Origin of the sequence: Azospirillum thermophilum (assembly GCF_003130795.1) — a bacterium.
In the GTDB taxonomy this organism is placed as follows: domain Bacteria; phylum Pseudomonadota; class Alphaproteobacteria; order Azospirillales; family Azospirillaceae; genus Azospirillum; species Azospirillum thermophilum.
Genome location: NZ_CP029356.1, coordinates 870,655 through 882,608, shown reverse-complemented (window position 1 = coordinate 882,608; position 11,954 = coordinate 870,655). Strand labels below are relative to the sequence as shown.

The 11,954-nt window shown below is 71.8% G+C and carries 11 protein-coding genes; 8 read left to right on the top strand and 3 right to left on the bottom strand.

What is annotated here, in order from left to right; genetic code table 11:
• The first annotated feature begins 49 nt into the window (after window positions 1-49).
• The 8 genes from DEW08_RS25025 to DEW08_RS24990 are packed head-to-tail and all read left to right on the top strand — an operon-like array spanning window position 50 to window position 8,991.
• The gene (locus DEW08_RS25025; protein ID WP_109332302.1) at window positions 50-2,026 is read left to right on the top strand and encodes a methyl-accepting chemotaxis protein; all 1,977 of its coding nucleotides are present in this window, start codon (window positions 50-52) and stop codon (window positions 2,024-2,026) included.
• 23 nt (window positions 2,027-2,049) lie between these two features.
• Window positions 2,050-3,609: a chemotaxis protein CheW gene (locus tag DEW08_RS25020; RefSeq protein ID WP_109332301.1), complete on the top strand. Its 1,560-nt coding sequence runs from the start codon at window positions 2,050-2,052 to the stop codon at window positions 3,607-3,609.
• Between the two features lie 15 nt (window positions 3,610-3,624).
• Window positions 3,625-4,722, top strand: coding sequence for a chemotaxis-specific protein-glutamate methyltransferase CheB (cheB, locus tag DEW08_RS25015; protein ID WP_109332299.1), 1,098 nt, complete (start codon window positions 3,625-3,627; stop codon window positions 4,720-4,722).
• A gap of 19 nt (window positions 4,723-4,741) precedes the next feature.
• Window positions 4,742-5,356 (top strand): HEAT repeat domain-containing protein, encoded by a 615-nt coding sequence (locus tag DEW08_RS25010; RefSeq protein WP_109332298.1) that lies wholly within the window; start codon window positions 4,742-4,744, stop codon window positions 5,354-5,356.
• A gap of 8 nt (window positions 5,357-5,364) precedes the next feature.
• Window positions 5,365-6,225, top strand: a complete 861-nt coding sequence (locus tag DEW08_RS25005) for a CheR family methyltransferase (RefSeq protein WP_109332297.1) — start codon at window positions 5,365-5,367, stop codon at window positions 6,223-6,225.
• Window positions 6,222-6,626 (top strand): response regulator, encoded by a 405-nt coding sequence (locus DEW08_RS25000; RefSeq protein ID WP_109332296.1) that lies wholly within the window; start codon window positions 6,222-6,224, stop codon window positions 6,624-6,626. Before DEW08_RS25005 ends, DEW08_RS25000 begins: the two co-directional genes overlap by 4 nt.
• Window positions 6,623-8,758, top strand: coding sequence for a chemotaxis protein CheA (locus DEW08_RS24995; RefSeq protein WP_109332295.1), 2,136 nt, complete (start codon window positions 6,623-6,625; stop codon window positions 8,756-8,758). The genes DEW08_RS25000 and DEW08_RS24995 overlap by 4 nt, the downstream gene beginning before the upstream one ends.
• Window positions 8,758-8,991 (top strand): hypothetical protein, encoded by a 234-nt coding sequence (locus DEW08_RS24990; protein ID WP_109332294.1) that lies wholly within the window; start codon window positions 8,758-8,760, stop codon window positions 8,989-8,991. The genes DEW08_RS24995 and DEW08_RS24990 overlap by 1 nt, the downstream gene beginning before the upstream one ends.
• Here DEW08_RS24990 and DEW08_RS24985 read toward each other — a convergent pair.
• The 3 genes from DEW08_RS24985 to DEW08_RS24975 are packed head-to-tail and all read right to left on the bottom strand — an operon-like array spanning window position 8,960 to window position 11,878.
• Window positions 8,960-9,397, bottom strand: coding sequence for a response regulator (locus DEW08_RS24985; RefSeq protein ID WP_109332293.1), 438 nt, complete (start codon window positions 9,395-9,397; stop codon window positions 8,960-8,962). The genes DEW08_RS24990 and DEW08_RS24985 overlap by 32 nt on opposite strands.
• Window positions 9,394-11,256 (bottom strand): sensor histidine kinase, encoded by a 1,863-nt coding sequence (locus DEW08_RS24980; protein WP_109332292.1) that lies wholly within the window; start codon window positions 11,254-11,256, stop codon window positions 9,394-9,396. Before DEW08_RS24980 ends, DEW08_RS24985 begins: the two co-directional genes overlap by 4 nt.
• The gene (locus DEW08_RS24975) at window positions 11,237-11,878 is read right to left on the bottom strand and encodes a chemotaxis protein CheC (RefSeq protein WP_109332291.1); all 642 of its coding nucleotides are present in this window, start codon (window positions 11,876-11,878) and stop codon (window positions 11,237-11,239) included. The genes DEW08_RS24980 and DEW08_RS24975 overlap by 20 nt, the downstream gene beginning before the upstream one ends.
• Between the last annotated feature and the right edge of the window lie 76 nt (window positions 11,879-11,954).

The window sequence follows — 11,954 nt, the reverse complement described above, 5'->3', positions numbered from 1 at the left end:
CGGACCTGGGAACGAAGGTGCGGGCGCATACAGGGGAGCGCGACAGGGCATGGCACTGATCAAGAAGAAGCAGATCGCCTCGGCACTTGCGGTGGAAAAGGCGGCGGCCGGGGCGGAGGGGCCGGACCTCGACGCTCCGGCGAACAACGGCAAGGCCATCGGGGGAGCCCGGGGCGGCGGCACCGCCTCCGCCGCGCAGCAGCGCCGGGCCCGTGCCAGCGACCGCCGGCGCAAGGCGGCCCAGGGGGTCGCCGCCGCCTCCAGCGAGCTGGCGAGCGGCGTTGCCGAGGCCGCTGCCGCCGCCGAGGAACTGCGCAAGGCGATGGAGCAGATCGCTTCCGGCGCCGAGGAGGCCGCCGGCGCCACCCAGCAGTCGCAGCGGATGATCGGCCGCGCCGCCGCCCTCATCGGCGGCGCCAGGGACAATGCCGAGCGGTCGGTCGCCCGGGTCGAGGCGCTGCAGATCATCGTGAAGGACGTGACGGCACAGATTCTCGCCTCCGTCGACGGCATCGTCCAGGCGGCCGAGCGCCAGGACGCCGCGGTGGCCCTGGTGCGCGACCTGGAACGCCATGCGGCGGAGATCGGGGCGACCGTCCAGGGGGTGGCGGCCATCGCCGACCAGACCAACCTGCTGGCCCTGAACGCCGCCATCGAGGCGGCCCGTGCCGGCGATGTCGGCAAGGGCTTCGCCGTCGTCGCCGACGAGGTGCAGGCGCTGGCCGAACGGTCGGAGCGCAGTGCCGGTGAAATCCAGGCCATGGTCGCCGAGATCCAGGAGGCGGTCGGCCGGATCGCCGCGGGCATCGTCGGATCGGCCCAATCGGCCCAGGCGGAGGTCGCCCGCGGGCGCGAGGTGGCCCAGCGCCTGGAGTCGGTGCGCGTCGACATGGCCGCCATCGTGCGTGGCGCTCAGGAGACGATCCGTGCGGCGGCCGAGGCCGACCTCGCCGCCCGCGAGGCGCTGAGGGGGGCCGAGGCCATCGCCGCCGCCGCCGAGGAGCAGTCGGCCGCCAGCGAGGAGGCGTTGAAGACCGTCGGCCAGCAGGCCGAGGCGCTGGCCGAGAGCGAGCAGGCCGCCGCCCAGATGTCCAACGTGGCCGACGAGCTGGAGGCGACCGCCAATGTCCGGGCGACGGCGGAGGAGCTGGCCTCCGCCGCGGAGGAGCTGTCGGCGACCATCGAGGAGATCAACCGCGCCGCCGCGCAGATCATGATCGCGATCAACCAGATCGCCGCCGGTGCCCGCTCCCAGAGCGCGGCTACCCAGCAGCTCACCTCCGCCGTCGCCGAGATCGAGGCGGGCGCCCACCTCAGCCGGACCCGTGCGGACGAGGCGTCGTCCCGCTGCGCCGCGATGACCGCCTTGCTGGGCGAGACGCACGAGAATGTCGGCCAGCTTTCCGTCGGCGTGCTCGGCTCGGTCGAGGCCGCCCGCGCGACGGTGGCGCAGCTCGATTCCCTCGACCGTGTCGGGCGGCGGATCGACAAGGTGGTGGACGCCATCACCGTCGTGTCGATCCAGACCGGCATGCTGGCGGTCAGCGGATCGATCGAGGCGGCGCGGGCCGGCGACTACGGCCGCGGCTTCACCGTGGTCAGCAACGACATCCGCAACCTGGCCCGCGACAGCGGCGAGAGCGCGGAGAAGGTCAAGGACATCGTCCGGACCCTGCAGGACCAGGTGGTGCGCGTCCGCCGCGACATGGAGGAGATCGCCGCCGCCGCCGGGCAGGAGGCGGCCCGCCACCGCAGCCTCGCCGTGACGCTCGCCACCGCCGTCCAGGACCTGCAGGCCGTCGCGGAGGGCAGCCGTCAGATCGCCGATGCCGCCACCGAGATCGGCGGCGCCGTGCAGGAGGTCCAGAAGGGCGTCGATCAGGTCGCCTCGTCCGCGTCCGCCGCCAACCTTGCCGCCGGCGAGGCCGCCAAGGCCGCGCGCGAGCAGGCCAAGGGCGCGGAGGAGCTGGCCTCCGCGATCGAGGAGATCGCCGCCATGGCCGACGAGCTGCTGGGTGGAAGCTGAACAGCGCCGCAGGAGGCCCGACCATGGCTGACCAGGCCGAAGAGACGGACGGCGAGCTGCGGCTGGTGACCTTCACCGCCGGCGGCTTCGGCTTCGCCCTGCCGTTGCCGGACGTGCTGGAGGTGGTGCGACCGCCGGCGCTGGTCCGCATCCCGCTGGGGCCGCCGGCCCTCGAGGGGCTCGCCCAGCGCCAGGGACTGGCGATCCCGGTGCTCGACCTTGCGCGGGCGATGGGGCTGGAGGCGGAAGCGGCCACGGCGGGCCGCGGAACCGCTGCCCGGGTCGTGATCGTCCGCCATGGCGGGCAGGCGGTCGGGCTTCTGGTCGACCGGATGGCCGGGCTGGTCGCCGTCCCCGCCGATACCGTCGATCCGGTGGACCCGGGGGTGGAGAGCGGGCTGGACCCTGAGCTTCTGTCGGGGATGCTGCGGGCGCCGCCGCTGATGCTGCTCGATGCCGGGACCGTCATCGACCGCCAGTTCCGCGACCTCGCCCGCAGCGACGGCGGCGACGCCGTGCCGGTGGTCGCGGCCGGTCCGGCGGCCGGGGCGGCAGTCAGGGCGGCGGTGGACGAGGTGGGGCTGCTGGTCTTCCAGGTCGGCGGACAGGAGTTCGCCCTGCCGGTCGACCGGGTGGCGGAGGTCGTGCCGGCTCCGGCCGGTGTTACGCGCCTGCCGAGGGCCGGGGCGCATCTGCTGGGAGTGATGACGCTGCGGGACGGGCTGCTGCCGCTGGTCGCCCTGCGGGCGCTGTTCGCCCTGGACGACGGGAGGGATGGCGACGGGGCCGATGGCGGCAAGGTGAACGGGGGCGGACGGCGGGTGGTCGTCGCCCGGACCCGCGACGCCGCGACCGGCCGCGAGGAGCCGGTCGGCCTTCTGGTCGACGATGTGCGGGAGCTTCTGCGCATCGAGCGGGCGCGCATCGACCCGGTGCCGCCGCTGCTGGCACGGGAGGCGGAGTTCGAGGATCTCGACGGCATCGTCAGGGCGGACGGCGGGCGTCGTCTCGTTTCCCTGCTGTCGGCGGAACGGCTGTTCCGGCACGGCGTTGCTCTGGCGGGTGGGCAGGAGGAGACGGCGATGAGCCAGCCGGCGCCGGCGGGCGCAACGGAGCGGAGCGAGAGCGTGCTGGTCTTCCGGCTGGCCGGGGCGGAGTACGGCCTGCCGGTCGCGGCGGTGCAGGAGGTGCTGCGCCGGCCGGATGCGCCGACGCCGCTGCCGAACGCTCCGGAATTCGTCGCCGGGGTGGTGACGCTGCGCGGGGCCGTCGTGCCGCTGATCGACCAGCGCCGGCTGCTCCATCTGCCGCAGGCGGTCGGGCAGGGCGACCGCGGCCGGGTGGTGGTGGTCGCCTCCGGCGAAGCGCGGGCCGGGCTGCTGGTGGATGGCCTTGCCGGACTGCAGCGCATCCCCGACCGGGCCATCGGGCCGGCCCCGGCGGTGTCGCAGGCACAGCATCGCCTGATCCGCCGTGTCGCGACGCTGGAGGAGGCCGGCGGCGGGCGGCGGATGATCCTGCTGATGGACCCGGCCGAGCTGCTGGACATGGAGCGCCTCGCCGCCCTCCTTCCGGCCAAGTGACGACGGCGGATGGGAATGACCAAGGTTCTGGTGGTCGATGATTCCGCCCTGATGCGCCGGCGGATCGCCGGGATCCTGACGGAGGCCGGCTTCACCGTGGAAACCGCGGCCACCGGTGCCCAGGCGCTCGCCAGCCTGCCGGTGTTCGACCCGGACGTGGTGACCCTCGACGTGACGATGCCGGGCATGGACGGTCTGACCTGTCTCGGCCGCATCATGGTGGAGCACCCCAAGCCGGTCGTCATGGTCTCCGCCCTCACCGGCGAGGGGGCGGAGGAAACGCTGGAGGCGCTGCGGCTCGGTGCCGTCGAGGCGGTGCAGAAGCCCGGAACCGGCGGGCTGACCGCCATCGCCGACGCTCTGGTCGAGACGGTGCGGGCGGCGGCCACCTCGCGTCCGCGCCGCACCCGCGGGCTGCGCGAGCGTCTGCGGCTCGCCCGCGCCCGCATCGCCGGCGAGGATTTCGTGACTCCGGCCGATGAGGTCGCGGCCCCTGCGCCCCCGCGTCAGAATTCCCTGGGAACCGTCGAGGGTCTGGTGCTGGTCGGCGTGTCCACCGGCGGCCCCGGCACGCTGGAGGAGATCCTGCCGGCCCTGCCCGCCGGATTCGCCTGGCCCGTCCTGGTCGCCCAGCACATGCCGGCCTCCTTTACCGGCACGCTGGCGCGGCGGCTCGACGACATCTGCGCGCTGCGGGTGGTGGAGGCGGAGCGGGCGATGCCCATCGAGCCCGGCACGGTCTACATCGCGCGTGGCGGGGCGGATCTGCAGGTGGCGCGGCGCGGCGGGCGGCTGATCGCCACGCCGATTCCGCCGGTCGAGGGCAAGCCCTGGCACCCCAACGTCGACGTGCTGGTGGAGAGCGCCTTGCGTCTCCTGCCGGCCGGGCGTCTGGTCGGGGTCCTGCTGACCGGCATGGGCTATGACGGGGCGGAGACGATGGCGACGCTGCACCGCCTGGGCGGCCGCACCATCGCCGAATCCGAGGAGAGCGCGGTCGTCTTCGGCATGCCGCAGGAATTGATCCGCCGGGACGGCGCCGATCTGGTGCTGCCCTCCGAGAAGGTCGCCGGGCAGCTTCTGCGCTGGATCGGCACCGACGGCACGGCGTGAACGGAAAGGGAAGACGGCGATGGCACTCGTGAAACCGAAGAAGGATGCGTCGGCCCGTCAGGACACCGGGGCCGGCGTCGATCCCGTCGCCGGGCTCGCCGATGCCGATCCGGCCGTCCGCCGCCGTGCCGCCCTGGCGCTGGCCGGGCGGGCCGACGGCGCCGGGGCGCTGGCCGGCCGGTTGCCGCAGGAGGACGACCCGAGCGTGCGGGAGGTCGTCCTGACGGCTCTCGCCCGGCTGGGAACGGCGGAGGCCGCCGCGGCCCTGGTGCCGCTGCTCGACAGCGAGGATGCAGGCCTGCGCAACGCCGTCGCCGAAAGCCTGCAGCAGATGCCCGGGGAGGTGGCGGCTCCGGCGGTCCGGCCGCTGCTCGACTCCTCCGACCCGGACCTGCGCATCTTCGCCGCCCTTCTCGTCGGGCGCCTTCCGGTGGCGGAGCGGTTCGATTGGCTGACCGGCGTCCTGCAGCGGGATCCGGACATCAACGTGTGCCTGGCGGTTGTGGAAGCTCTGCTGGAGACCGGCCATCCGGAGGTCCTTCCGGCGCTGGAAGGGCTGGAGGCCCGCTTCCCCGGCGACCCCTTCGTCACCTTTTCCGTCGCCTCGGCGCGGCGCCGGTTCGTGGACAGGTGACGGGCCGCATGGCGATTTCTCCCGAGGATGCTCCTCCCGGCCTGACCCCGCAGGACTACGCCGAGTTCTGCGACTTCCTGCGGGACCGGACCGGCCTCTCCTATACCGAGGCCAAGCGCTACTATGTCGACCGGCGGGTGGCGGCCCGCATGGCGGCGGCGGGGGTGGAGCGCTTCCCCGACTACCTGAACCTGTTGCGCTTCCAGGCCTCCGGCGAGGAGTTGCAGACCCTCGTCAACCTGATGACGGTGAACGAGACCTATTTCTTCCGCGAGAAGTACCAGTTCGACTGTTTGGTTCACGATGTGCTGGACGAGGTGGTGCAGGGCAGGCCGAAGGGGGAGCGGCTGCGGATCTGGTCGGCCGGCTGCTCGACCGGGGAGGAGCCCTATTCGATCGCCATCATGCTGCTGGAATATTGGAGCAAGGTGGACGACTACGAGATCGAGTTGTACGCTTCCGACATCGACTCCAAGGTGCTGGCCCGGGCGCAGGAAGGTGTCTATGAAGAACGCGCACTTCAGATGCTGCCCGCCGAACTGAGAGAGAAATACTTCAGCCCGGTCGGGTCCGGCCGCTGGCAGATCATGCAGGAGCTGCGGGAGTCCATCGACTTCTCCCGGATCAACATCGTCGAGCCGGAGGATGTGCGGCCGTTCCGCGACATCGACGTGATATTCTGTCGCAACCTTCTGATCTACTTCGACGATTTGGGGCGCCGCGAGGCGGCGGCAATGTTCTTCGACGCGCTCGCCCCCTGCGGTTTCATCGCTCTCGGCCATTCGGAAAGCATGAGCCGCATGTCCTCCCTCTACATCCCGCGCCGGTTCCCCGACGCGATCCTCTATCAGAAGCCGAGGGCGAAATGACCGATACCGGCGCCAGACCGCGGGTCCTCGTGGTGGACGATGCCGCGACCGTGCGGGCCTACAGCCGGGCCGTGCTGGAAGGCGACGGATTCGCGGTGGACGAGGCGGTCAACGGACTCGACGGGCTGGAACACGCGCTGGCCGCACCGCCCGACCTGCTGATCGTGGACGTCAACATGCAGAAGATGGACGGATTCTCCATGCTGCGCGCGGTGCGCCGGGAGCCGGACCTGCGCGACGTCCCAGCCGTGGTCGTCAGCACCGAGGCGAAGGACAGCGACCGCGAGCAGGCGCTGCTGGCCGGCGCCAACTGGTACTTCGTGAAGCCGGTGCGGCCGGAAGACCTCACGGCCGCCGCCCGCCTGCTGACCGGCCGTCCGCTGACGGAGCGTCCCCGGTGAGCGCCCTGTTCGCCCAGTTCCTGGTCGAGGCGCGGGAGCTCCTGGAGAGCGCCGGCGCCGCTCTGCTGCGGGCGGAGCGCGATCCCGGTGACGCCGCCGCCGTCCATGACCTGTTCCGTGCCTTCCACACGCTGAAGGGCGCTACCGGCCTGTTCGACCTCGCCCCCTTCACGCGGCTGGTCCATGCCGGTGAAGACGCGCTGATGGCGGTGCGCGACGGGCGCGGCCGGATGACGGCGGAACTCGCCGACCTGCTGTTCCAGGCGATCGATCAGGCCGCGCGCTGGCTCGACGGGCTGGAGGAAACGGGGGCGCTGCCCGACGATGCCGCCGCCGCGGCGCAGGCCCTCGCCGTGCGCCTGTCGGGCGGTGCGGGGCCGGCGGGGGCCTCCTCCGCCGCGCCGGGGTGGGTGGAGCGGCTGAGCGAGGCCGACCGGCGCAGGGCCGGGCTGGAAGGTGCCTGGTCCGGCACGGCGCTGTCCTACCGACCGGATCCGGACTGCTTCTTCAATGGCGACGATCCCCTGGCGCTGTGCCGCCGCATTCCCGATCTGCGGCTTCTGCTGATCGAGCCGACCGGCCCCTGGCCGGCTTCCGCCGAGTTCGATCCCTATCGCTGCGCGCTGCGTTTCCATGCGTTGAGCACCGCGCCGGTCGAGGCCGTGGCCGCGGTCTTCCGGACCTCCCCCGACCAGATCGAGGCCGCCGCGATCGCCCTGGAGCCGTTGGCCAAGCCGGTCGCCTCCACCGCGCCGGAGGGGCTGGCCCAGGCGATGCTGCGCGAGCAGGCGCGCATCCTGTCCCTGCCGGGACCGGAGGCGGAGCAGGATGCCCGACGGGCCGCCGTCGTCCGTGCCGTCAGGGCGATCCTGTCCTCGCTCGGCCGCGCGGAGGCGGTGCCGGACGGTCCCGAGGCCCTGGGCGCGCTGATCGACCGGATCGTTGCACCGCCCCCCGCCGCCCCGGTGCAGTCCGCCCGCCGTGCGCTGAGGGTCGAGCCGGAGCGGATGGACAGCCTGATGGGGGTCGTCGGCGAACTCGCCGTGGCCCGCGCCGCCCTGCCGCCGCTCGCCCGGCAGGCGGCGGACGAGACGCTCGCCCAGGCGATCCGCGACGTCGCGGCGCGCATCGACGGGCTGGTGGGGGACCTGCAGCACGCCGTCCTGCGCCTGCGGATGCTGCCGCTGTCCCGTGTGCTGGAGCCGTTGCCGCGGCTGGTGCGCGACACCGCCCGGCGGCTCGGCAAGCCGGTGGATCTCCTTATCGCGGGGGGCGAGACGGAAGCCGACAAGGATATCCTGGACGCGCTGGGCGAACCGCTGCTCCATCTCGTCCGCAACAGCCTGGACCACGGGATCGAGACGCCCGACCGCCGCCGCGCCGCCGGCAAGCCGGAGACCGGCACCATCCGGGTGCAGGCGACGCAGGAGAGGGACGGGGTGGTGGTGGAGGTGGCCGACGACGGCGCCGGGATCGACGCCGCCACCATCCGCCGGTCGGCCGTCGCCAAGGGCATCGTCGACGCGGCAACCGCGGAGGCGATGAGCGAGGCCGAGGCGCTGCGGCTGGTCTTCGCCCCCGGCTTCAGCACTTCGGCGACCGTGTCGGAACTTTCCGGCCGCGGGGTCGGCATGGACGTCGTCCGCTCCACCGTCGAACGGACGGGCGGCCGGGTGGAGATCGCCTCCACCCCTGGCGAGGGCACGCGGATCCGGCTGGTCCTGCCGCTGACCATGAGCATCACCCGCGTCCTGGTGGTGGAGACGGCGGGCGAGCTGTTCGGCATTCCGGTCACGCTGGTCGGCGGCATGGCGCGCATCCCCGGCAGCGACATCCGTTGCGTGAAACATGCCGAGAGCATCGTCCTGCGCGACGAGGTCGTGCCGGTGTGGCGTCTGCGCCGTCTGCTCGGCTTCGCCGAGGACGGCCGCGACCGGCAGGCCGAGGCGGTTCTGCTGCTCGACCTCGGCGGGGCGACGGCGGGCCTGGTGGTGGACGGCTTCCGCGAGCGGGCGGACGTCGTGCTGCGGCCGATGACCGGGGTGCTGCGCGGCCTGCGCGGCTACAGCGGCACGGCGGTGCTGGGCGACGGACGCCTTCTCCTTGTCCTCAATCCGAGGGAGCTTCTGTGATGGCGATCCGGTTCGAGGACGCGACGGCCCGGTTCGACGGCGCCTGCGCGGCGGAAGAGGCCCTGCCGCTGCTGGAGTGGCTGGAGGCGACGCCGGGTGCGCGGGTGGATCTGTCGGGCTGCACCGCGCTCCATACCTCGCTGCTGCAGGTCCTGCTGGCGGTCCGCCCCCAGGTGGCGGCCGGGCCGGAAGAGGACTTCCTCAGACGCTGGGTGGCACCCCTGCTCGGCTGAGCGGCGGTGGCTCGAACAGTTCCATCGTTTCCGGAACCCGGCCTGGAGGGCGTCCGGAGAGGACCGCGCGCGCGACCTCCACGGCGCCCAGCAGGGAGCGCTCGGTAAAGGGCTTGGGCAGGCAGCCGATGGTGAAGCTGCGGCCGGGCTTCACCTCCTCCCTGAAGGAGGTGATGAACAGGCTGGGAATGCCGAGCGCACCGAGCGAGTCCGCCACGTCGAGCCCGCTGTTGCCCTGGGCCAGATGGATATCGACCAGTGCGAGGTCGGGCTTGATCGCCAGTGCCATCTCCACGGCTTCGGTGGTGGTGGCCGCCGGACCGAACACGTCGTCGCCGATGGCCTCCAGGTAGAAGCGCTGTTCCATGGCGATGAGGATCTCGTCCTCCACCAGCAGGATCCTCATGGATGGGACTCCGCTGCCGAGACTGCCTCGCCCTGACCCTCGGTGTCGGGCAAGGGCACGATGATTCTGAAACAGGTGCCGCGCTCGACCGGCACGATCTCGACGGTGGCGCGGACCTGACCGGCGAGGCTGGTGATCAGCCTCATGCCGAGGCTGCGGGTCTTGCGCATGTCGAATCCCGGCGGCAGACCCGGCCCCTGGTCGGCGACGGTCAGCTCCACCTGGTCGCCGTGGCGCAGGAACTCCACCGACATCTCCGCCTTCCGCCCACCGCGATGCTTGATGGCGTTGGTGATCAGCTCGTTGGCGATCAGCCCCAGCGGGGCCGCCATGTCGATGGGCAGGTCCACCACGTCCGACCGGATGGCGATCGAGCAGGTTTCCTCGGTGCCCGAGGCCCGGGCGAGGTCGCTGCACAGCTCGTTCAGATAGGTGCCGAACTCGATCGACTGGAACTGGTCGGCCTGATAGAGCCGGTTGTGGACGCGGGCGATCGCCTCGATGCGGCTGCGCGCCTCCTGGAAGTGCGGGCGCATGGCCGGGTCCGGCAGGCTCAGCGTCTGCAGGGTCAGCAGGCTGGACACGAGCTGCAGGCTGTTCTTCACCCGGTGGTTGACCTCGCGCAGCAGGGTGGATTTCTGGTCCACCAGCTTGCGCAGCGCCGCCTCCATCGACTTGATCTCGGTGATGTCGATGTGCATCAGCACGGTGCCGCCGAACGGTCCGCTCGGCATCGGCGCCGCCAGACAGCGGTACCAGTGCTGCCCGGCCTCGGACCGGCCGGCATATTCGATCGAGCGCGGCGCCGGACCGTCGTCGAGCATCGTCCGCAGTTCCGCCGCCGCCGCCCGGGCCTGCAGGCTGTGTTCGGCCGCCCGGCCGCAGGTCGCCAGATAGTCTTCCCCGACCATGGAGCCCTGGCCGAGGAAGCCGGCCTCGGGCCCCGCTTCGGCCCAGGCGCGGTTGACCGAGACGATGCGGCCGGTGCGGTCGAGCACCGCGATGAAGGCGGGCAGCGCGTCGAGCGTCGCCTTGGTCTGTTCGGCGAGCTGGCGCATGGCCAGGGCGTTGGCGCGCAGCTCGTCGCGGGTGCGCCGCCGTTCGCTCACGTCGCGCAGGATGCCGGTGATGAAGCTCCGCCCCTCCGACATCCAGCGGGCCATCGACAGTTCCAGGTCGATGCGCGTGCCGTCGCGGCGCCGTCCGCCCAGCTCCATCGCCTCCACCGAGCCGCCGGCATGGCTGCCGAGTTCCGACAGCTCGACCCAATCCGGCGAATCCTCGCCCAGCAGGACGCGGACGTTCTCGCCGATCAGCTCCTCCGGGCGATAGTCGAAATGGCGGGCGGCGGCGCCGTTCATCCACTGGATCGTGCCGCGGGTGTCGGTGGTGACGATGGCGTCCGGGGCCGTGTCGACGATGGCGCGATAGCGGGCATCGCGCTGTTCGCGCAGCACCCGTTCGCGGTTCACAGCCGCGGTGACGTCGGTGATCTGGATCATGCAGCGCGACGGCCCGTCGCCCGGCAGGGGTCCGACCAGCGCGTTGTGCACCATCCGCCGCCCGTCCGGGTAGCGCAGCGGGAACAGCATCGGGTTCAGGGTATGGGACAGGATGCTGGGCGCGCCGGTCGCCAGCACGTCCCGCACCGCCGTGTGCAGCCGCGATTCGCGCAGGTTGGGCAGGACGTCGAACAGGTCGTGGCCGAGGACGGTGCGCGCCGCCATGCCCGAGGCCCGCTCCATCCACCCGTTCCAGAACTGCACCTGCCCATGGCGGTCGAGCAGGACGATTCCGGCGTCGAGCGCGTTCAGCACACCCTCGGCCCAGCCCGGCGGCTCAAACTGGATCGGACCCATGCGGCGTTCCGGACTCGATGCTGGCGATGAAGCCATGGATCAGGGACTTGAGAGATTCGAGGGAGGAGACGCCCATCAGCAAGGCGATGTATCCCCGGATGCTCCGGCTGCGGATCATGAAATCGATGTAGAGGAATAGCACGAGCGCGCTGGAGTTTCCGTCCTTGTCCTTCAGGATCGCCGGGCTGTCGCCGCGCAGGACGCTGGGCAGCGAGATGCTCAGCCGGTCCTTCAGCGTGTCGGCGATGACGACCAGACAGCCGTTCAGGATGATGTTGCCGATCTCCGCCAGCGCGTCCTGCTCCAGATCGACGATCTCGGCCAGGGTCAGGTCGGCGCCGAGCACGGCGCGGACCAGTTCCAGGCTGTTGGTCTCCGGAAAGATCAGGAGGGCGCGCCCGGCGAAGGAGCCGCGGAAATCCTGCTCCACCGCGACGAGGCCGGTGCGTTCCCTGGTCGACAGGAAGCTCGTCGCCTCCTCCAGGGTCACGATCCCGACGGATGGAACCGACAGCAACACCTGGTCGGACACCATGCGGCTGAGATGGGTCGCCGCGCGGCTGACACCCATGTTCACCAGTTCCGTCAGGGCATCCCGTTCCAGGTCGGTCAAATCCACCATGCCCGGTGCTTCATTCCCCATGCTTCCGGTCCCATCGCCGACGCGCCAGCACTGTGCGACAATTGCCGGACGAAAT

Excerpts from the sequence above, each read along its gene's own strand:
- DEW08_RS24980 (WP_109332292.1), bottom strand. The coding sequence starts at position 11,256 with ATGGGTCCGATCCAGTTTGAGCCGCCGGGCTGGGCCGAGGGTGTGCTG.
- cheB (WP_109332299.1), top strand. The coding sequence starts at position 3,625 with ATGACCAAGGTTCTGGTGGTCGATGATTCCGCCCTGATGCGCCGGCGG.
- DEW08_RS24975 (WP_109332291.1), bottom strand. The coding sequence starts at position 11,878 with ATGGTGGATTTGACCGACCTGGAACGGGATGCCCTGACGGAACTGGTG.
- DEW08_RS25025 (WP_109332302.1), top strand. The coding sequence starts at position 50 with ATGGCACTGATCAAGAAGAAGCAGATCGCCTCGGCACTTGCGGTGGAA.
- DEW08_RS25010 (WP_109332298.1), top strand. The coding sequence starts at position 4,742 with ATGGCACTCGTGAAACCGAAGAAGGATGCGTCGGCCCGTCAGGACACC.
- DEW08_RS25000 (WP_109332296.1), top strand. The coding sequence starts at position 6,222 with ATGACCGATACCGGCGCCAGACCGCGGGTCCTCGTGGTGGACGATGCC.
- DEW08_RS25005 (WP_109332297.1), top strand. The coding sequence starts at position 5,365 with ATGGCGATTTCTCCCGAGGATGCTCCTCCCGGCCTGACCCCGCAGGAC.
- DEW08_RS25020 (WP_109332301.1), top strand. The coding sequence starts at position 2,050 with ATGGCTGACCAGGCCGAAGAGACGGACGGCGAGCTGCGGCTGGTGACC.
- DEW08_RS24985 (WP_109332293.1), bottom strand. The coding sequence starts at position 9,397 with ATGAGGATCCTGCTGGTGGAGGACGAGATCCTCATCGCCATGGAACAG.
- DEW08_RS24990 (WP_109332294.1), top strand. The coding sequence starts at position 8,758 with ATGGCGATCCGGTTCGAGGACGCGACGGCCCGGTTCGACGGCGCCTGC.